The 21,090-nt window shown below is 38.4% G+C and carries 12 protein-coding genes and 2 pseudogenes; 12 read left to right on the forward strand and 2 right to left on the reverse strand.

What is annotated here, in order from left to right; all coding sequences use genetic code 11:
- Positions 1–237 precede the first annotated feature (237 nt).
- A complete protein-coding gene (locus KMW37_RS11085; RefSeq protein ID WP_215224691.1) occupies positions 238–3,702 on the forward strand; it encodes a PAS domain S-box protein in 3,465 nt (1,154 codons plus the stop codon).
- 144 nt (positions 3,703–3,846) lie between these two features.
- On the opposite strand, the gene KMW37_RS11090 is transcribed toward KMW37_RS11085, so the two are convergent.
- Entirely contained in the window at positions 3,847–4,101 is a 255-nt protein-coding gene (locus KMW37_RS11090) for a hypothetical protein (RefSeq protein ID WP_215224692.1), read from the reverse strand.
- Positions 4,102–4,992: 891 nt separating this feature from the next.
- On the opposite strand from KMW37_RS11090, the gene KMW37_RS11095 reads away from it, so the two are divergent.
- Both KMW37_RS11095 and KMW37_RS11100 read left to right on the forward strand, forming a co-directional pair.
- Positions 4,993–5,640, forward strand: coding sequence for a 7-cyano-7-deazaguanine synthase (locus KMW37_RS11095; RefSeq protein ID WP_215224693.1), 648 nt, complete (start codon positions 4,993–4,995; stop codon positions 5,638–5,640).
- 346 nt (positions 5,641–5,986) lie between these two features.
- Positions 5,987–6,172: pseudogene (locus KMW37_RS11100) on the forward strand (IS1595 family transposase); the annotation flags it as partial.
- A gap of 10 nt (positions 6,173–6,182) precedes the next feature.
- Here the strand turns inward: KMW37_RS11100 and KMW37_RS11105 are convergent.
- The gene (locus tag KMW37_RS11105) at positions 6,183–8,558 is read right to left on the reverse strand and encodes a kelch repeat-containing protein (RefSeq protein ID WP_215224694.1); all 2,376 of its coding nucleotides are present in this window, start codon (positions 8,556–8,558) and stop codon (positions 6,183–6,185) included.
- A gap of 853 nt (positions 8,559–9,411) precedes the next feature.
- Between KMW37_RS11105 and KMW37_RS11110 the strand changes: the two genes are divergently transcribed.
- The 9 genes and pseudogenes from KMW37_RS11110 to KMW37_RS22655 all read left to right on the forward strand — a co-directional run.
- Positions 9,412–12,558, forward strand: a complete 3,147-nt coding sequence (locus tag KMW37_RS11110) for a SusC/RagA family TonB-linked outer membrane protein (RefSeq protein WP_215224695.1) — start codon at positions 9,412–9,414, stop codon at positions 12,556–12,558.
- Between the two features lie 12 nt (positions 12,559–12,570).
- Complete coding sequence (locus KMW37_RS11115; RefSeq protein WP_215224696.1) at positions 12,571–14,466, forward strand: RagB/SusD family nutrient uptake outer membrane protein; 1,896 nt, start codon at positions 12,571–12,573, stop codon at positions 14,464–14,466.
- 30 nt (positions 14,467–14,496) lie between these two features.
- Complete coding sequence (locus tag KMW37_RS11120) at positions 14,497–15,183, forward strand: DUF3823 domain-containing protein (protein WP_215224697.1); 687 nt, start codon at positions 14,497–14,499, stop codon at positions 15,181–15,183.
- A gap of 35 nt (positions 15,184–15,218) precedes the next feature.
- Positions 15,219–16,508, forward strand: coding sequence for a glycoside hydrolase family 71/99-like protein (locus KMW37_RS11125; protein ID WP_246581447.1), 1,290 nt, complete (start codon positions 15,219–15,221; stop codon positions 16,506–16,508).
- A gap of 71 nt (positions 16,509–16,579) precedes the next feature.
- Entirely contained in the window at positions 16,580–17,839 is a 1,260-nt protein-coding gene (locus tag KMW37_RS11130; protein ID WP_215224698.1) for a hypothetical protein, read from the forward strand.
- A gap of 2 nt (positions 17,840–17,841) precedes the next feature.
- Positions 17,842–19,137: a glycoside hydrolase family 71/99-like protein gene (locus KMW37_RS11135; RefSeq protein WP_215224699.1), complete on the forward strand. Its 1,296-nt coding sequence runs from the start codon at positions 17,842–17,844 to the stop codon at positions 19,135–19,137.
- A complete protein-coding gene (locus KMW37_RS11140) occupies positions 19,138–20,106 on the forward strand; it encodes a family 43 glycosylhydrolase (RefSeq protein ID WP_215224700.1) in 969 nt (322 codons plus the stop codon). It begins immediately after the preceding gene.
- Between the two features lie 150 nt (positions 20,107–20,256).
- Positions 20,257–20,673: a hypothetical protein gene (locus KMW37_RS11145; protein ID WP_215224701.1), complete on the forward strand. Its 417-nt coding sequence runs from the start codon at positions 20,257–20,259 to the stop codon at positions 20,671–20,673.
- Between the two features lie 227 nt (positions 20,674–20,900).
- Positions 20,901–21,077, forward strand: a pseudogene (locus tag KMW37_RS22655) (DUF6088 family protein); the annotation flags it as partial.
- Between the last annotated feature and the right edge of the window lie 13 nt (positions 21,078–21,090).

Consider the following 21,090-nt stretch of genomic DNA (forward strand, 5'->3'; position numbering starts at 1 on the left):
TATTTTTTATCTTTTAAGACCATAATTTTGGACTACCTTTATAAAATAATCTAAAGTAGGAGGTTATTGATGCTATCAAGTGATATTTATATGCTTAATAAAATTCTGGAATGAATTTGGCATCCTTTTACGCAGAATCCTAGCAGGATCAATAAACAACCTGGTTTTTAGGTAGAAATCGTTCAGTTAATTAAATGTCGATTGAATTGTCTAAAAATCATATGAAATTATACTAACATGGCAAACTACACTGGTCAATCGGATAAGGAATTAATAGGGGTTTTGGAATATTCCCCGTTTCCCATGTGGATATATGACATAGACTCATTGAAATTTTTGAACGTGAACGAGGAAGCCGTTTCCCATTATGGGTATTCTAAAGAAGAGTTTTTATCTATGACCCTTGAAGCTATTAGGCCAGAAGAAGAACTGCCAAAGTTCCGGGCGGCAATTAATTCTTTGAGAAAAAGAGAAACCTCACCTTATGATGATCTTTTTACCCATAAAAAGAAAGATGGAACGCTTATTAAGGTCTTAATAAGAGGAAAAAAAATAGATTACCAAGGAAAAAAGGCGGAGGTCATTACGGCCATAGATAAGACTGAGCGGTTTAATTTTAATAAGGAAATTTCAAGACAAAAAGAGCAGTTGAAATTGCTTGACAGGATCAATGCAGAATTGATGAAAAGCAGTGATTTGAGGAATGCAATAGGGCCGCTGACTGCCTTATTATACGAGGCATTTCCAGTAATAGGTGCCAGTTTCCTTGAATTCGATGGTCTCATCGAATCCGGGGCGGTAAGTTATACCTGCCATCTCAAAAATGGAACAGGGGAGTTTTTGCGGAAAGGAAATATCAGTCTATCCTGTCCAAGATCTTATTTACCAGGTGTTTACCCTTTTGGCTCAAAAGAGGTTGAAATGTTTAAGGGGTTGTGGGAGAATGAGGACAAGGACAAGGATCTGATGCTCATCTCCATCCTGATTCAAGAAAAGATTATTGGTCTGCTCTTGTTTTTGATGGAACCATCTGGGATAGCTTCGCACAGTGGAAATAGTCATTTTATTTCATCGATTAGCAGTAGCTTGTCTCATTTTGCTGAAAAATGGCATTTATACAAGAAGCTTGAAGACAGTGAGGAAAAGTTCAGGGCCCTGGTGCAGGAAGGAACTGACCTGATCGCCGTGCTGGACGAAAATGGCACCTATACTTATGTCAGTCCAACTTCCTCCCATGTCCTTGGGATTCATCCGGATGGCTTTATTGGAAGAAGCCCCTTTGAGTTTATACATCCTGAAGATAGGGAGAAGGTCAGCAAAGATCTTGAAAGCGTTTTTACCACGAAATATGTAAAAGTGGCACCGTTTCGTTTCATGGATGGAAATGGTAATTATCGATGGATAGAGACGACTTTGACAAATATGATGGCCAATAAATCAATTAAAGGTATTGTGGCCAATTCGGTGGATGTTACCGATTTCAAGAAGCAGCAGCAAGAAATAGATATGGTCAACGAACGGTACCGCTTGGCGACCTTAGCTTCCAAAGACCATATCTATGATATGGATATGCGTACTGGAGAAGTGGTTGGAATGGGGAAAGCATTGGAAACGGTTTTTGGATATGTGGACAATACCAATAGCGCGTATCATGTTGATTTTTGGAAGGAGAATATACATCCGGATGATCAGGAAAAAGTCCTTTGGATGTTTGAACAGTTCATCAAAAACAGGGACCAGCATCACCTTTCCCTAAATTACCGTCTAAGAAGAGCTGATGGAAGTTTTGCCATAGTAGTGGATTATTGCAGTGCTATTAGGGATAATGAGGGCAAGGTAATGCGGATAGTAGGAATAGTGAGGGACATTACCAAGGCCATACAAAAAGACCGTATGGAAAATCTCAAATTTCGTATGTCCTCCGCCATTGGCCAGCCTGGGAAATTAACCACAGCACTTAAGAAAGGATTGAGAGAACTTCTGAACTTTACTGGACTGGATAGGTGTGAAATCTGGATCAGGTCCAAGGATGGCAAATATTTGGATTTAAATGCGGCGGTTTACAGAAATCCTAAACACAAAATGGCCAACCATTTTAGTAAAGCTAAAAAAGATGAGGGATTTCCAGGTACAATATGGAAAACAATGAAGCCCGTGGTTTGGGACAACCTGGATAGCCATTTAGCGTTTAAACGAGGAAAAGAAGCCATTTCAGCGAAATTGGAAAAGGGAATAGGAGTGCCTATCCTTCACGAAAATGAATTTATTGGAGCCTTTATACTTTTTTCTTCGAAGGAAGGTGTTACGCTTCATGAATGGAAAGACTTTTTATTCGAAATTGGAAAGCAAATTGGGGGAGCTATTAAGTACAAAATATTTGAAACGGAAATGGAAACATTTTTTAATATTTCCAGTAACCTGTTTGCCATAGTAGGTTTTGATGGAGAAATCAAAAAAGTAAATGCGGCATTTTCCAGTTTGTTCAGCAACAGTAATTTAATAGGAAGGAAGTTTAATTCCTTGGTATATGATGAAGATAAAGAAAGGATAGATAGTTTTCTTAAGCCAAAGGAGCCTCTTTCAGTGATAGAAAGCAAATGTAAAGTTAATAAGGGCGGTAGTATCTGGGTTTCATGGAAAAAGAATATAAGAAGTGAAGAGAAATTGCTTTTTGTCATGGGTCAGGATATTAGTGAAAGAAAAAAATCCGAAATGGCCCTTCAGGAGGCATTCAAAAAATTAAGCCAGGCCCAAAGTATTGCAAAGTTGGGCTATTGGTCGCGCAATATTGATGAAAATATATCCGAATGGACAGCTGAAACCTATAAAATTTATGGCTATAGGAAAGATGACTTTATTCCTACTTATGAAAATCTCCTAAGGACTTTTCATCCAGATGACCGTTATATGATGGAGGAATTGACTTTTGAGGAACTGGCGGCACAAAGTCCCAAAAAATATACCCATAGGGTCATTACTGCAAAAGGTGAGCTCAGATGGGTCACGCAGACCGTCAATGTCCTGACCGACCAAGCCAATAAGCCGTACAGGATAGAAGGAGTGATCCAGGATATCACAGAACAAAAGGAAATTGAAGAAAAGCTGAAGACAAGCAATGATCGTTTTAACATGGCGATGATGGCCACCAAGGAAATGATCTGGGATGTGGACCACGAATTAGGTCTGGTTTACAGGAGCAAAGCTTTTATGGACAAAGTAGATTATATGGAAATGGACAAGCTGGGGCTGAATGATTCCTGGCTATCAAATATTGTGGAAGCAGAAAGAGAGGAAGTATGGAGGTCATTTATGCTGGTATGTGGAGATAAAAATCAGCATTATTGGCAAAAAGAATATAGCGTAAAGACCAAAGAGGGCAATAATATGTATGTGTTTGACAGGTGCTATATAATGAGGGATGGACAGGGAATGCCTAACAGGTCTGTGGGTGCCATTGAAGATATATCCGAAATGAAGAAACAAATGGAGTTGGTGCAGTTGCAGAATGATAAACTTAAGGAAATCGCCTGGAAACAGTCCCATGAAGTGAGGGCACCCTTAGCGAGGATCATGTCTTTGGTCAATTACCTGGAACTGGTTAAAGATAATAGGGAAAATATTTATGAAACACTGGGTTATATCATGCAATCTGCCAATGAACTCGATGAGGTCATTAAAGAAATTACCCAGGACACCAATTAAATGGAAATTTACAAAAATCCATTGTGCTATCTAGTGTGTACAATAATTGGAGAGAAGAATTGAATGTTTTATTGTGCTTGGAGAAAATTATTAAGTTTAAAAAGTTGTTTTCCAATTATTTGGCCAATCAAAAAGGCCAGTAGTTTACTGGCCTTTTGGTTGAAGCGTTTCAGTCGGTTTAAATGATTTTATGGCTATACCATGGTGTTGGTTTTCTGAAGGCCCTGTTAATTGCCGATTTGATTTATAATATTTGTTATTGACCCAGTTTTTTAAAAGAAATGCCTCTTCGGGGCTTAGGATAGATAAGGCTTTATGGTATTCCTTTTTCCAAAGTGAAGAATCGAAACTCACCTTATCCAAAATCAACTTGTAATAATCTAAATAAGATGTTCTCATGATCAAAATAGATTTATTGTTAAACAATCGTTGTGATTCATGTAATAAAACGAATATGCCTCTTTTGAGTTACTATTAATGTGATTTTTGGTAAAATTTTATGTCAATAGCAAAGCAAGCTTGGAGCCTTATTATACCTCATGCTGCTGTGCTGTAAATAATGGTAACTATTCAATACTTGGTACTATTAATTTGAAAAATGGTAAGAGCTTTTAAATAGGGATAGACCATATGACATGGTAGTGGAAGAGTTTGGAGTTTATGTCCTTGAGGTAAGTGCTTTGAGGCATGTGGGATTGAGGAAGTAGGGAGTGAAATGAGGAGAAGTATTAAATATTGAAGTGATTTGTTTAATAATGAATAAATCAGGTGATCTAGGAACTGTTGAAAATTAACCCTATGGTTCTATGGATTAGAATTAATAATGAGGGGGGTAAATCTAATTTTGATAAAATAAATTATGATTATTCGTTTTCACACCAGTAACCTTATTTTTCACTGATTCCACAGATTTACACTCGTTTAATTCATCATTTCGGTAAGATCTGGGCCATTTTTTAGAGAATGTTTTGAAGGGTGAACTTGACTGGTGCAATAGCGGATATACAGAAAAAAATATTAAAAGAAGTACTTTGGGATATTTTGAAAAAGAAAACAGCTACGGTTAGTGAATGTTTAGTTTTAAATTCTTGCTCAAAATCTAGAGTTAAGGTATTAGATTTTTTAGTTTAATAAAGTTAAACTAAACATTTCCAAATACTTACAAACGACAATAAATGTTTGAAATTGGGTTTTAATTTAATAGATATTTAAATTCAATAAGGAAGATTGCAATTATTGTTTTACCTGTAATCATCACTTTTTTTATTAATCAACGAAAAATGCATTGTTATGAAAAATTTCCAGAAAAAATCCATTTTACTTTTATCAGGAGGCCTTGATTCAGCTGCATTAAGTCTCGAACTAATGAAAAAAAATGAAAAAAGAATTTCGCTTTATTTTGATTTTGGTAACCTATCAAGTAAGCGTGGACTTGATGCTTCAAGGGCAATTGCCGGGCTTACTGATTCTAGATTAGATGTTATTCAAGCAAAAGGACTATTAGAAGCATTTGGATCCTCTGAGCTTGCATCTGTTGATCCTGCACCGAATCCAGGCGAACATGTAATAGAATTAGGAACACTTTTGATTTTACCAACTGCACTAACTTATGCACATAGGATGAATTCTGATGTTATTTATATTGGCTATTCCAAATTAGATGCTGATGCTAGTCCTGAGTACACTCAAAAGTTCCTAAACTCAATTTCGAACCTATCGGAGCTGGCAGGATTTCCGAAAATAAAAATAGAGGCACCATTTATTTCAAATACGAAATCTGAAGTTCTAAAAAAATTAGTTGATCATTTTGATATTTTAAAACAAAGTTGGTCTTGTATTTATGGTGGAAAGAAGCATTGTGGAACGTGTCAAGCTTGCTTATCCAGAAAAGAAGCATTCAAGGATGCAAAGTTGAAAGACCCAACTAAATATTTATAGTTAGCCCATAAAAGACAAAGGGTGGAGTATACGAAATAGAAGTTCATAAAAGTCTTATTTCCTATTGGATTGCTAAACGGAGTTGTTCATGAAGGCAATTTGGAACACGAATAAATATTTCGATGAACGTGAAGGGAGAAGGGGCGAAAATTTGAGAAAATTTTCTTTTTTTACAAAACTTGTTTCCTAAGCAAAAAATAATGCTTTCGATGGTTTTTAGTGGGTTTTTATATGTATATCCGTAATTGCACCAGTAGCCAAATAAATTAACAATGAAAGTTGGTGTCAATTGCTTCAGTTGAGTTTTAACTATCTATAAATTAGGTCAAAACAAACGGTTCTGACCATGAATATCATCAACTTTATCAATTGGTTTCCTGAGGAGTCTTCCTGTATGGAGTTTATCTGGCAGAAAAGGGTCCAAGCTGGTATCATTTGTAAAAGCTGCAAAGGTACCAAGCATTATTGGCAGGAAGACAAGAAGTGCTTCCAATGTTCCTCCTGCGGCTTCAAGACAAGTATCAAAAGCGGTAATAATACTATTACTTTTGAGGGATAAATTCATTAAATGATATAGGATACTGAATGCCAAGTAATGTTTGATACTCTTTGCAAAATAGATCATATGATTGCTTTGCAAGCCCCTTTTTTCCTTCCCTACAAAGAGCACTGCATTTTATCATTATTGCCTCTTCGTTAAGTGGATCATAGTTTAACATACAGTCTGCTAACATTATATGGAAATGATCCTCAGAAACTACTTTTAAGCAATTTTCAAGCTCATTAACGATCTTATTGGCAAAATCCACTTTAAACGGGTCCATCCATTCTGATTGTATAGTTGGGCATATATCACCCTTTGTTAGTAAGTGAACTATGTTAAGAATTTCCTTTTCAGATATATTTGAATTGTTAAGTTGGTTAAGCAAATGAATAGTTTCTATATAATCACAATACACATCGGGACCAATTTCAATTCTCCAATAATTACTCTCTCCAAAAAGTTCTATAGGACCTATTTTTTCTAGCAATAACCTTAGTTTACTTATATTAACATTTCTGTTGTTCCTGGCACTGGAATCTGTTTTGTCAAACCACAAGATTTCATTCAATTTCACAGAGGAAATCCCTTTGCCGTATTTTACTGTGTATAGCAAAATTAAAAGGAATAATTGTTTGACTGTAGGTGTGAATTGCGAAGTTATATTTTCGCCTTCTTTATTATATACTTGGAATCCTCCTAGTAAATAAATGGCAGATTTTTCTCTTTTCTTTGGCGTTTCTTTTTCCTTATCTAATATGGAGGGAGTAGAGTGTTTTGATTTTTTCTTTTTGCTTCTAAGTTTAAAAACTAATGGTGCCAACATTAGAATGATAATTAACAATCCGAATAGAAGATATTGGTAGTTCCATTTCTTTGGGCTAGGTTGGAAAACTTCGGACGGAAGAAGTGGAGGATAAGCTTGGGATAATATGCTTATTCCATCCCTTGAGGATGTTAAGGCGATTAGTTTTCTGGAAGCCGGGTTAAGAAAAACGTTACTCCAAGATTGAGTATCCAGAAATTTATATGGTATAGAATCCGCATAAAACTCAATTGACGGTTCTGTTAGTCCAAAGCTAGCTAATTTTAAATAGGTGTTATAATTGCTGCTGTTAAATATCAAAGTATAAAATTTGCCTAGGTCTTGGTCCACAATTAGGCTCGAAGTAGGAACAAATGGTTGGCTTGGTTTTTCCATTTCCCACACCTTGGTGGCTTGATTGTCCAAAAGGTTCAGTCTATAAAGATCATAGAAGTATTCTGTGTTGATTCCCTGTTTTCCTAGTTTACTTCCATATCCCCCAAATATTAAAACTTCCCTATCTCTGTCTTTTCCCAATGCGCTTAAGTACCTGGGTGGGATTTCTGAAGCTAATTCTACTGAGTCGAGGCGGCTGTCTTCAAGGAAAAACTTGAATAACTTGCTTTTATAAGTATAATGGCCATATCCCCCAAAGGTATAGAATACGGAATCTATTGAAGAAAAAAACTTGTTATGATGCCAGTGATCAGTTTCATTACAGATATTAGGTGATTTGTCCCAAGTTTTAGATTCAAAATCAAATATATTTAGTTCGCCACCATCAAAGGAATAGGACAATAGTTGATTTTGTAGGGGGGAGTAGGTAATAGTGTTCCCTAGGCAAGGAAAAGGATTTCCCCACTCTACATTATATGTGATAAGACTGTCAGTAGATACCATGTAACGATGTACAGCTTCTTCAGTGACGAAAAATACTTGGTTGCCTTCTGCATCGTTGGTGATTCCAATCAAATTATCAAATTGGAGTCTGGTTCTATTTTTCCACCGGATATGTTCGTCAATTTGCCATATTGGATTAGAAACAACAGCTTCAGAATAAGAAATTTCGTCATATACTTTGTCTATGCCATGTTTTCCCAGTTTCCAATTTTTGTCTAGTTTTCCATTCCCATTAATAACTTGAATATTTCTGAGTGTCATGGGGCACACATCAGTATTGAGAAAGGATGGTACCTTGCTAGCGCCATAAATTATCTTAAATGATTTCAATCGTTTGGCTGGACTGTTTTTTTTTGTCTTTACTTTTCCATTAATAGAAAGTGTGACCTCTGAATTTGTTGGCGAAAATGTGAATTTGATAGGCATCCATTTGTCAAAACCACCTTCTGGAATTTCATTCCATTTGTAATTGAAAATGACACTATCCTTTACAACCAACCAAAAATTTGCATCCGTGGATGCCAGATTGGAGACTAAGTCGATATTGGTTCCATCTTCTGAAATGATTCTGAAAATATATCCATAATGTCCATCTCCCTGCCTGAAGTTCGCTTCAAACTCAAGGTCGAAGCCATTGCTGTATTCGAATGGCTTATCGGGGGTCAAGTCCAATGAAGTTCGTTTATCTTGGATGACCTCGTGAGAGGAAAAATATAACCCCGTGCTTAAATCGCTTTGGCCGAATGACTTAAAGGTTAGGCAAAGGATTAGAGCTAATAAAAAGATGTACCTAGAAAAGATAATCACGTCGTATGTTAACTAATTTTGTCATACTAATGTATTAAAAAAAAGGATTGTAACCACTTCATTCTTTACATATGGTAGTTAGTTAGATTGATTTTGAAATCTTGAAATTTCAAATATTAAAGAGGACTTATTGATTATGTTTTTTTTTATCAGCTTGAATTTAATGTGTAATTATTAAGCTGATGTTGATAAGTTCTTTTGAGTGGTTTTCGGTATGAAATTTTATTAATACTTACTTTTTTTTCAAAAAAAGTAAGTATTAATCGAAAATTAAGCGATTATTTATTGCTATTATCATTTTGTTAATACCCTAAAGTTTTATTTGGTCAAGTTTTTATTTCAAAACCCCAAATGACCATGATTAAACTTTCTACAAAGCGGATTACATATTGGAAGGGTCTTTTCCTTTGCTTTTTATATCAGTACCATATCGATTCTAATAAAGAGAATTGTCCATTTAGATTTAAGAGGTTCGTCCCTAAATTTTTTTTAGAGAATCTACAGCCCATTTATTTATTCGATAAACGAGGAATTGGAGTGATTTAAATCTCCATCAGCAATAAGACTGTATCCATTATTAAAAAATGATGGTTGAAACTGATCTCATTTGTATAGGACAAAAGGGTTCGTTTACAGTCAACCTAAAATTTCGAAATGACTGGCCAAAACGTCGGTGAAAATAAACAAAAACAATTTATCTATTCTTAACCTAATAAATATGAGAAACAATAGACCTATTAACAAGTATTATTCGCGAGGGCGGTTTAGTAGCAGGGCTTGCTTTATTGTTCTGTTATTGATAGGACTTTCCTATGCTGCCATTGCGCAAAATAGTAAACAAGTCACGGGAAAAGTGACCGATGAGAACCAAGAACCCATTCCGGGAGTGTCCATTTTGCTAAAGGGAACTTCTACCGGAACTGTTACGGATATTGATGGTATTTACTCAATTTTAATAGTTGAGGATGACCCAACCTTAGAATTCAGCTTTGTTGGATTTGTCAAACAAAGTATTCCTGTAGCAGGAAGGTCCATAATTAATGTTTCCTTGGAAACAGATGTTGCAGGATTGGAGGAAGTGGTAGTTGTAGGGTATGGAACACAGAAAAAGGAGTCGCTTACAAGTGCGGTAAGCCAGATAGATTCTGAAAAAATCGAAACTACTACAAATGCAAGTTTAGCACAAAAACTTCAAGGGAAAATCCCGGGGTTACAGATCAGGCAAAACTCAGGACAGCCTGGAGAATTTAATACATCCATTAATATTCGTGGGTTTGGTGGTGCACCACTTTATGTTATTGATGGAATACCTAGAGATGGATCTAGTGAATTTCAGCGGTTAAATTCAGAAGATATAGAATCAATATCAGTCCTAAAAGATGCATCAGCTGCAATTTATGGTGTACGGGCGGCCAATGGTGTTATTATAGTAACTACAAAAAAGGGAAATGAGGGAAAGGCTAAATTTAATTATAATGGTACTGTAGGAGTTCAAAGCCCAACTGATGTTCCCCGAATGTCGAGTGCGAGCGAGTGGGCACAAATGAGAAATGATGCTGCATTACTAGGGACTGGAACCCCTTTTTATTCTGAGGAGATTCTACAAAATTACATTAATGGTGTGTCAGGATATGAAAGTACTGATTGGTACAATGAAACGATGAAAAAAAATGCCTTTCAGTACCAACATAACCTGTCTGCAAGTGGAGGGAGTGATAAAACTCGGTATTTCATAAGCGGAGGTTATTTTAATCAGGGTGGACTGCTGAAGACAAATGACATTAAATATGAAAGATATACCCTTAGATCCAACGTAACAGCCAAATTGACAGATAATCTTGAAGCAAAGGTTTTCGTGGCAGGCAGGGTAGATGCGCAAAGCCAGCCTGGGGAAAACTTTTTTAATATTTTCAAGGGAACTCGAACTACTCTGCCGATTGAAAGTCCTTATGCAAATAACAATTCAGCATATCCAGGAATAGTTAGTTCAGGACAGAATCCCGTAGCTTTATCAGATAGGGACCTTACAGGATACAATGAAACTACAGATAAGAACATCCAATCTTTGGTAGGGTTGGAATATAAAGCTCCCTTTGTTGAAGGCTTGACTTTACAGGGTAATATAGCTTATGATTTTATTCAAAATAATAATAAAAACTTATTTAAAAGCTATCGATTGTTTGAGTTTGATGCTGGTGAAGGACAATACTTGTCTCAAACACAGCGCTCGGGAAATGCAAATATCTCCAATAGGGCATCTGATTTCAATAGGCTGACACTTCAGGGACAGATATCATATGAGCGCATAATTGGAGACCATCATTTGAGCGGAACAATGGTCTATGAGCAGCAGCAGACTTGGTCTAGATGGATGTCAGCGCTCAGGTATTATGATTTCTATACTAATGATCAAATCAATTTTGCCGGACTTAATAACCAACAAGCCCAAGGATTAGAGGATAAAACAGGTAGGATTTCTTATGTAGGTAAATTCAACTATGATTATAAGGGTAAGTATTTGGTAGAGTTTGCCTTTAGGGAGGATGGTTCTTATCGATATCATCCTAATAGCCGCTGGGGATTCTTTCCTGTGGGATCCTTGGGCTGGCGTTTGGCAGATGAGCCTTTCATGCAACAAATAAGGTGGATTTCTGACCTGAAACTCCGTGCCTCATATGGGATGGTAGGTGAGGATGCTGGAGCCCCTTTCCAATATGTAGCAGGCTTTTCTACATCTGGAGGACGTGGATATGAGTTTGAAAACAATTCGTATACCGTTGGGGCGGTTTCACCAGGAATTGTAAATGAAAATCTGACCTGGTTTACTTCCAAACTATTGGATATAGGAGTCAACCTTGGCCTTTGGAATGGAAGATTTAATTTGGAATTTGACGTTTACCAAAGAAACCGAGAAGGATTACTTGCTGTTAGAAACCAATCATTGCCCAATACCTTTGGAGGTTCATTACCTGAAGAAAATCTTAATAGTGACCAAGTTAGAGGGTTGGATATGATGCTTTCATATCGAAACCAGACTGGGGGATTTAATTATGGGATCTCAGGTAATTTCAACTATGCAAGGACCAAAAACATTTATGTGGAGCGAGGCCCCTTCCTTAATAGTATGGATAGATGGCGTGGAGGAAATTTGGACAGATATAATGATGTGGTCTGGGGCTATGATTATCTTGGTCAATTTCAGAATGAAGAACAAATCATCTATGCTCCCATACAAAATGGAGATTTGGGTAATTCAAGGGAACTCCCTGGAGACTTTCGATATAAAGATGCCAATAATGATGGTGTGATTAATGGCGATGACATGTTGCCAATATTCTGGAATGGTACACCCAAAATGTTTTTTGGTTTGACGTTGGATGGGAAATACAAGAATTTTGATTTCAGCTTACTTTTTCAGGGAGCTGCCAAATACTCTGTCAGATTTCAAGAAGTATATGCAGAAATACTGGCCTTCAAAGGAAGTAATACCCCCGCCTACTTTTTTGACCGATGGCATAAAGAAGATCCCTATAATTCAGATAGTGAATGGGTACCAGGAAAATGGCCTTCATCCAGACTGGTAGAAAACGTGGGAATGCTCTATGCTGAAAGTGAAAAATGGAGAAGAGATGCATCTTATGTCCGATTCAAGAGTGCAGAAGTTGGGTATACCCTTTCTGGGAATCTCCTGACCAAAATCGGATTTGACCGACTTCGAGTTTATGGTAATGCACATAATATTTTTACCATTACCGATCCTTTCGTTAAGCCATTTGATCCAGAAAAACTGGAAGGGCTCTTCAATACTGGTTTTACCTATCCATTGCAAAGAAGTTTCAACTTCGGTCTAAATGCTAGCTTCTAAATCAAGGAAAATATGAAAAAGTTAATTTATATATCAACAATTTTGTTTTATCTGGTAGGGTTTACCAACTGTAATAATGTATTGGACCTGGAACCCCTGGACAGAATTCAAGGAGAAGACCTCTTTAGTGATCCTGAGGGTGTGAGGCTATATATGGCCAATTTGTATGCCCAGCTACCAACCGAAGATTTTACTTTCTTCAGAAATGGATTCAATATTAATAGCGGAGATCCCAATAATGGAGGTTTTGTTGCTGCAATGCTTACTGATGAAGCAGTTCATTCTGAGTTCGGGGATTTTATGCGAAATGAGGACTTTGGCTGGTGGGAACCTGCCTATTCATTAGTTAGGGATGTAAACCTGCTTTTTGACTATATCCCTTCACTTGATGTGACAGAGGAAGATAGGGCTATGCTATTGGGTGAGGCATCTTTTATTCGAGGCTATGCCTACTTTGGTCTGGCCAAAAGGTATGGAGGTGTCTCTATTATAGCAGAGAGTCAGTCTTATGATGGAAATATTGAAACCTTAAAAGTTCCAAGGTCTACTGAAAAGGATACATGGGATTTTATTATGAGTGAATTGGCTACTGCAGCTGATAATCTACCTGAAGGGTGGCCCGGTGGAGAAAGAAGAGCTACCAAATGGGCAGCATTGGCTTTGCAGTCCAGGGCGGCACTTCATGCTGCATCGATTGCAAAATTTGGGGATAAGGCACCATTTTCTGGGGATGCTGCCGAGCAACAGTTAATTGGGATTCAATCAAATCAGGCAAACACCTATTATCAAATCGTGATTGATGCCGCAGAAGAAATTATCCTCAACAGTCCACACGGATTATTTAGGCCAGATCCTTCTAGCCCGGAAGAAGCAGCAGAAAATATCCGTTTGATGTTCCAAGACCCGAATATTTCACCAGACGAAGCCATCTTTATCAAAGGATATGCTTTACCAGGGGCAGATAGAGGACATAACTATGATATTTGGTTCCAACCAGCACAGCTTGCAAATGGATGGCCTCATCCGGGAAGGATGAACCCTACATTGGATCTAATAGATATTTATGAGACCTACGATAACCCGGGAAAGATCCAGCCGCTGGTTACTCGGGCGGATGGTATAGTGGATGATTATAATGGGTACAGTCCATCAATAAGTTATCTTCACTTTTCTGATCCTAATGAGCTGGTCGCAAATAGAGATGCTCGCTTTCATGCTTCTGTTGTGGCTCCTCTCAGCGAATGGAAGGATAAGGAAATTATTATTCAAGCAGGATATGTTAAGCCCGATGGTAGTGCTGTGATCAGGACCAAAGATCAAATTGAGGTAAATGGCCAGATGTATTATACTTATGGTGCCCCCAGTACCACTCAATATTCTGGGTTTGATGGGTTTGGTGGAAATAATACAAGAACAGGTTTTTCTTTCAAAAAATTTCTAAACCAAAATGTTCCAGTAACTCCAGGATGGAACCAAAGCACTACTGATTTTATGGACATGAGATACGCCGAAGTATTGCTGAATTACGCTGAAGCAGTTTTGGAAAGTGGGCTCGGAAATATGGAATTGGCAGCAAAGGGATTAAACGATATCCGTAAGAGGGCAGGGCATACGGTGGAGGTTCCCCTTACAATTGAGAATTTAATTAGGGAAAGAAGGGTTGAGCTTGCTTTTGAAAATAAACGCTATTGGGATTTAATCCGAAGAAGGGAATATGAAGAAACTTTCAATAACCGTAGGATTCATTCACTATTGCCCCTTCTAGATCTCCGAATGGATAACCCTCAATACATTTTTGTCAGGACCTATACTCCAAATTTGGAACAAAGGAATTTTGATCCAAAGTTTTACTACCGGCCTATTCCAGGAATTAGTGGAAATGGACTGGTTCAAAACCCTCAATACTAAAATTTGTTTAGCGAAAAAGAAGATTAAATTATGAAAAAGAGATCATTATATATGCTTTTCCTGATCATATGGGGTTGTTATTCCTGTGAACTGGACAATTATGAAGGGCCTACAGCTGGCATTTCAGGTAGGTTTATCGATGCGGAAACTGGAGAGTTGGTCGAGCAGGATATTGTTAGGGGTACCGTGATACAATTGACCGAACATGGTTATGATCCTGTTGCCCATCAATATCTTGTGGTAAAAAATGATGGCTCATATGAAAATTCAATGCTTTTCGAAAATACCTATACTGTACAACCAGTTCGGGGGAATTTTGTTCCTGTTGAACCAATGGATATTTATATATCAGCAGGTACGGTACAGGACTTTGAGGTGTTGCCTTACCTAAGAATAAAAAACTTGGACATACGGGTTACTGATAGAAAAATAATAGCCACCTTCAATGTGGAACAGAATGTAATCAACAATGTAAGTAAGGTGGGACTTTACCTGCATACTGAGCCAACAGTAGGAGAACCCATACATTCCCTTTCTGCCGAATTGACTCTCGGACGAGCAGTAGAAGAAAGTGAATCCATTACCCTCGAAATAGATTTGGAAGCAAATAGTAGCCTAGTTGACCCAGATGATCGTCATTTTGTTCGGGTTGGAGGGTTGGTTGATGCCGCGGAAGCCAAGTTTAATTACGCCAGTGCACAGGAGGTGGAACTATGAGATTTTGTTCGGTTATAACGACTATTGTACTTCTTATGCTTCATTCTCTTGTCTTGGGATGCTCAGCAGAAGAATCTCCTGAGCCAGGCTCTCCGGCCCCAGCCCCCCCTAAGGAAAAGGAATATGATGAAACGGGTTTGCTATACACTTCGGTGGATGGTTTGGTGATGGCTGGATATCAAGGTTGGTTTGGAGCAGAAGGTGATGCCTCGGAACGAGGATGGTACCATTATCAAAATCAATGTGGTTTTATGCCAGGTTGTTCCACCATAGATATGTGGCCAGATATGACGGATTATCCCGATAAATACGAAAGTCCATTTATTTATGCAGATGGATCACCGGCCTTTTTGTTCAGTTCTTTTGACGAAAGTACCATAGACCTACATTTTAAGTGGATGAAAGAATATGGTATTGATGGGGTCTACATGCAAAGGTTTGTGGCCGAAGTACGGCCTTCCAATGAAAAAGGCAAAAGACATTTTGACACAGTTCTAGGGCATGCGTTAAAGGCAGCGAAAAAATACGACCGTGCCATATGTATTATGTATGATCTAAGTGGGGCAACAGCCAAGGAAGTCAGAGAATTTGTTGAGGAGGATTTCACGGAATTGCAAAGCAAGTTTGACTTGTTTGATAATAAAACGAACCCAACTTATTTGAGACATAATGGAAAGCCCTTGGTAGCTGTATGGGGAGTCGGATTCAATGATAACCGCCCATATGGTATCGATGATGCCAAGATTATGCTGGAATCCCTTAAGGGTTATGAAAATAAGTATTCTGTAATGCTAGGTGTTCCTTATCGTTGGCGGACGTTGGGAGATGACACCGTAAATGATTCCAAGCTGCATGACCTGATTAAGGACTGTGATGTGATCATGCCATGGGCAGTGGGAAGATATAGCTCAGAGAATTACACTTCCGTTGCAGGAGAAACGCTTGTTGGAGATATTCAATGGTGTAAGTCCAACAATGTGGATTACATACCATTGGCATTTCCCGGATTCAGTTGGGGGAATATGTATGCTGGAAATCCCTATAATGCTATCCCACGGCATAAGGGCGATTTCCTCTGGAAGCAGGTCGCTGGGGCAAAAATGTCAGGAGCATCTTCGCTTTATCTTGCTATGTTTGATGAAATCGATGAAGGTACAGCAATTTTCAAGGTTAGCCATGAAGGAGATACTCCTTCCAATGGTGATGGTAGATTCATTGGAATAGATCCGGAATTGCAGACAGACCATTATTTATGGTTGGCTGGTGAAGCAGCAAAATGGTTCCACGGTTCGGCTGGATACGGGCCCAACCAACCATCGAGATAAACTTATTTATATAATCGAGAGTATACCTGTCGTCAATTATGTCGGCAGGTGCTCCCCTAGCTTTGAATGAAATGAACAATAAGAACATTATATCCAAAGGACTTGTTTTAGTTATCCTCTTTGTCCTGACCTTGGGAAAAACTGGATTTGCGGATAACTGGCAGCGGAGTATTCAAGAATTTAATGTGATTCCAGAAAACAGTCCGGAAGAGAATACAAAAAACTTACAATTGGCAATAAATTGGGCAGAGAAATCTGGCGCAGCTTTGTATATAGAACCAGCCGAAAAGCCCTATCCGATACTAGATGGAATAGTTCTGAAGCGAAATGTGTCTTTGATCGGTGTTCATGGGCCAACACCCCGAGGCACAAGCCATCCTTCAAAAAAATCACCCGTAGGGAGCGTTTTTAAAATCACTGGACGGAATAATCCGTTCATTACTGTTGAATCTGCCACTCAAATACGAGGGGTGCAATTTTGGTATGCTGAACAAGAATTGGAAGATCCTTCCAAGGTTATTGAATATCCTCCAACCATCCAAGTCAGTAAAACCTCCAAAACGGAAGGGGTAACCTTGACCAATCTAACTTTTTATGGGGAATTTATTGCTATGGATTTTAATTCCAGCGGTGAAAACCCTTGTGAATTGATCTTGATAGAGCATTGCTATGGATATCCCTTAAGCGGAGAGTTTATTAGAATTGACTATTGTTATGATATCCCACGTTTTTTGCATTGTCATGTTAATCCGTCCATCATGCGTCAAATCGGGAATCAATACTCTAAAAAAGTTATAGACTCTGTGGTCGATAGAGGGACATTTGCCTATGCGGTAAATCATACGGACAATGCACAATTGATGGACGTATTTACCTTTGCTACCTATGGAGGGATTTTACTTGGCGAGGAGAGTTATGGCCAGCTAACTAATTTTAATTTGGATTGTGTGGCTGTTGGTATCCATAAAAAAGGAGCCAATACAAAAAATAGGAACTGGATGATCGCTCAAGGTTCCATTATAGCCAATGCCGGTTCAACAATAGAGGACACCCATCCTTTTATCATAGAAGGCCGAGGCCATGCAGCTATTACCAATGTAGAGGCTTTTTCTGGAGATAATGGTGCACTTACCAACCTGGGGAAGTCAGAAGATTACATGTTGATTAGAGGTAGAGAAAAACTGACGGTATCCTTGATAGGTTGCCGAATGAGAAATTATAGATCTGACCAGCCCATCACCATGGAGAATCCTAAAGCATTTTTGCAAGCAGTGGCCTGTGTAGATAAGGAAGAAAACCTTTTCAATAAAACCATAGAAAACGGAAAATAGATATGAAACGGAGGGAGAATTTACAGAGGGCCCTTAAGGGCGCCTTGTGTTTTATAATACATGTTTTAGTCACTACCAATGGGGTACAAGGGCAATCCAAACATGGAGATGAGACTGTTTTTAAGAGTTATTCGGGATTGGTAATGGCTGGATATCAGGGGTGGTTCAAGGTGCCTGAAGATGGTGTAATGTATCCTGATGATGCCAAAATACGAATTGATATGTGGCCAGAGGTTTCTGAATATGAGGAAACTTATCCTACAGGATTGAGACATCATGACGGTAGTATCGCACGTTTTTTCAATTCCGCAGATAAAAGCACTACTGATCTTCACTTTAGATGGATGAAAGAATATGGGGTCGATGGTGTGTTTATGCAGCGTTTTTTTAATACCGCCAGAGAATCTTCCAATGCGGAAATACCCAATACCATTCTGCAAAATGCGCTGGAAGCTGCTTCTGCTAATGAAAGGGCAATTGCTGTTATGTATGATCTTTCTGGATTGAGAGGATCAGGGGAAGATTGCTCTGCATTGATCGAAGATTGGAAGTTTTTGGTTGATTCCTTGAAGGTTACTTCTCAGAAAGGGAAGCAGACTTATCTTTTTCATAATGGAAAACCCTTGGTAGCTATTTGGGGCTTGGGTTTTCCTGACAGGCCTTACGGTATCCGAAATATTGGTATCGCACGATTTATTGATTTTTTAAAGAATGATCCTGAATATGGTGGGTGTAGCATCATGCTTGGAGTACCTACATTTTGGAGAACCCTCGAGGCAGACTGTATTTCCGATCCCTATCTTCATGAGCTCATCAAGAAAGTGGATATTGTCCTACCATGGATGGTACAGCGGTTCTCTCCATTGCTCCATAATGATATGGATCGATATAGGGACCTGATATTGGGTGATTTGAACTGGTGTGAGAAATATGGAATTGATTATGTACCTAGTGTGTATCCTGGGTTTAGCTGGCACAATCTAAGCCGATTTGAATTTCCTAATGATATCAAACCTGTTGGGTCCATACCTAGACAAGGGGGGAAGTTTTATTGGCAACAAATTTCTACCGTACTCAATGCAGGTGTCGGAATGTTGTATGTGGCTATGTTTGATGAAGTAAATGAAGGAACGGCCATTTTTAAAGTGTCTGATAATCCTCCAGTTGGAAAGGTTTCCAAATTTGTTGATTTAGATGGACGACCCTCAGACCATTATTTGTTTTTGACAGGTGAGGCAGCCAAAATACTGAGGGGTGAAAGGGAACTGGATTTCCAAATGCCATTAAAAAATCCTTAAATGATAGAAATCAAAATAATAATGAACCAATTGTCTAAAAAATTATATGTGTTGATAACATTGTTGTCGACTTTTCCTGCATGGCTGCATGGGCAAGGCAAAAACCCTTTTATAACAGAAATATATACTGCGGATCCTTCTGCACATGTATGGGAAGATGGGCGTTTGTATGTCTATGCCAGTCATGATATTGCTCCTCCAAGAGGTTGTGATCTGATGGATCAATACCATGTCTTTTCTACTGATGATATGATAAACTGGGTGGACCATGGAGAAATTCTAAGTTCAAAGGATGTAAGTTGGGGAAGAAGTGAAGGAGGTTTTATGTGGGCCCCTGATTGTGCATTTAAAGATGGAACTTATTATTTCTATTTCCCACATCCCAGTGGTGATGATTGGAATAATACATGGAAGATAGGGGTGGCAACAAGCAGTGAGCCAGCAAATGGGTTTGAGGTCCAAGGGTATATTGAAGGATTGGATTCAATGATTGATCCCAGTGTCTTTATCGATGATGATGGACAAGCCTATTTTTACTATGGGGGTGGTGGCGTCTGTAAAGGAGGAAAGATGAAAGAGAATATGATGGAAATAGAAGGGGAAATGTTAAACATGGAAGGGTTGGTGGATTTTCATGAGGCTACTTGGGTGCATAAAAAAGATGGCGTGTACTACTTGTCCTATTCTGATAATCATGATGATGGAGAACTACATAACCGAATGAGGTATGCTACGAGTAATAGTCCGCTGGGGCCTTGGGAGCACCAAGGTGTATATATGGAGCCAACAGATAGTTATACCAACCATGGATCTATTGTGGAATTTAAAGGGCAGTGGTATGCTTTTTACCATAATAGCTCCTTATCTGACCATGACTGGTTAAGGTCTATCTGTGTAGATAAACTTTACTATGGAAAAAATAAAAGGATCAGGATGGTAGAACAGACTGAGGGGATAGTATTTGAATAAATTTCCTTATCAAGGATTTTTACCTTTCAAAATGTGGAAAAACAAACTGTTTGTCTGGGTAATTCCTTATTGTATTGGGTTTGTTAAAGTTTGAAAAGGCCAGCCTTAAATCGGCTGGTTTTTCTCCTTCATTCCATTACACAACTTGTTATGAAGAAATATAGAAATCATTTATGTATTATTTTTGTTATTTCAATTTCCCTCCAAGGAATTGGACTTTGTCAAACTACGAACCATAAGGGTTATTACTTTGATAACGATGGTATTTCAAGGGAGGTATTGGATAATTATTTAAGCAAAGCAATTACCATGGCCTTTTTTCTGGTTCCATACCGTCCAGAAGGAAATAGGACCTATCCATATCATACTGACGATATTAGAATGGTTATGGATATTGAAGCAAAATTCATTGGAAGGTCAATCTACAGATGGGGGGAGGAAAGTATTCTTAATGAGAAGGAATTCTGGAATACAGCCCGACAGATTATTGGGAGAAGCTCTTTGGGGGGAGGGATCGACCTCTTTAACGAGAGTGCCTGCCCTGCAGGCTGGTTGCTCGTTCACTGACTGTTTTCTTTATGCTCGTCCCTCCTATGGATGCTCCAATGCCTGTCCCATGCCGCGATAAGGATACGTTTACTTTTGGATAAAATCTTAGAGGATTTGATGCTTTTGGGCAGAGTAAAGTTTCTGTAAGCATGTTAAATACCGAAAGAACCATTGAAAAATCCATTAAATCAAAGCCTAAGGGTACCATATTGTTTCCTGAGGATTTCAGGTAATATGGATCAGGAGTAACTGTCCGTAAAGCCTTGAAAAGGCTGAAAGATAATGGTATGATAAGATCATTGGTACAATGTATTTACGTGCGCCCAAAAATTAATTCACTTATCGGAGAGGTTCTACCCACTGCCCATGAGGTCACCCATGCAATAGCTAAGAGGGATAGAATCAGGATTATGTTGACGTGAACTTAGCCATTAA

The sequence above is a fragment of the Echinicola shivajiensis genome (assembly GCF_018642165.1).
Lineage (GTDB): Bacteria > Bacteroidota > Bacteroidia > Cytophagales > Cyclobacteriaceae > Echinicola > Echinicola shivajiensis.

Coding starts and splice junctions, on each gene's coding strand:
- KMW37_RS11085 (WP_215224691.1), top strand. CDS start 238: ATGGCAAACTACACTGGTCAATCGGATAAGGAATTAATAGGGGTTTTG.
- KMW37_RS11090 (WP_215224692.1), bottom strand. CDS start 4,101: ATGAGAACATCTTATTTAGATTATTACAAGTTGATTTTGGATAAGGTG.
- KMW37_RS11095 (WP_215224693.1), top strand. CDS start 4,993: ATGAAAAATTTCCAGAAAAAATCCATTTTACTTTTATCAGGAGGCCTT.
- KMW37_RS11110 (WP_215224695.1), top strand. CDS start 9,412: ATGAGAAACAATAGACCTATTAACAAGTATTATTCGCGAGGGCGGTTT.
- KMW37_RS11115 (WP_215224696.1), top strand. CDS start 12,571: ATGAAAAAGTTAATTTATATATCAACAATTTTGTTTTATCTGGTAGGG.
- KMW37_RS11120 (WP_215224697.1), top strand. CDS start 14,497: ATGAAAAAGAGATCATTATATATGCTTTTCCTGATCATATGGGGTTGT.
- KMW37_RS11125 (WP_246581447.1), top strand. CDS start 15,219: ATGCTTCATTCTCTTGTCTTGGGATGCTCAGCAGAAGAATCTCCTGAG.
- KMW37_RS11130 (WP_215224698.1), top strand. CDS start 16,580: ATGAACAATAAGAACATTATATCCAAAGGACTTGTTTTAGTTATCCTC.
- KMW37_RS11135 (WP_215224699.1), top strand. CDS start 17,842: ATGAAACGGAGGGAGAATTTACAGAGGGCCCTTAAGGGCGCCTTGTGT.
- KMW37_RS11140 (WP_215224700.1), top strand. CDS start 19,138: ATGATAGAAATCAAAATAATAATGAACCAATTGTCTAAAAAATTATAT.
- KMW37_RS11145 (WP_215224701.1), top strand. CDS start 20,257: ATGAAGAAATATAGAAATCATTTATGTATTATTTTTGTTATTTCAATT.